The sequence below is a fragment of the Parazoarcus communis SWub3 = DSM 12120 genome (assembly GCF_003226565.1).
In the GTDB taxonomy this organism is placed as follows: Bacteria; Pseudomonadota; Gammaproteobacteria; order Burkholderiales; family Rhodocyclaceae; genus Parazoarcus; species Parazoarcus communis.
The window spans coordinates 1-257 of sequence record NZ_QKOE01000175.1; the positions used below are offsets into that span (position 1 = coordinate 1).

The 257-nt window shown below is 59.9% G+C and carries 1 pseudogene; it reads left to right on the forward strand.

From position 1 onward, the window contains the following. Nucleotides 1–257 (forward strand): annotated as a pseudogene (locus DNK49_RS23615) (IS1634 family transposase); the annotation flags it as partial.

Consider the following 257-nt stretch of genomic DNA (forward strand, 5'->3'; position numbering starts at 1 on the left):
ATTCTACAAGGCGGTCAGCGATGCCCATCTGGCCAACATCATCCGCGTTGATCTGTCGTCGGCCGAATTCACCTACGATATCGACGAGCGCGCGCTCGCACATGCACGCATGATGGACGGCAAGCTGTTGCTGGTGACAAACATGCCCGACCACACCCCGGTCGAGATCGTTGCGCGCTACAAGGCGCTGGCCGACATCGAGCGCGGATTCCGTGTGCTCAAGAGCGAAATCGAGATCGCCCCCGTCTATCACCGCT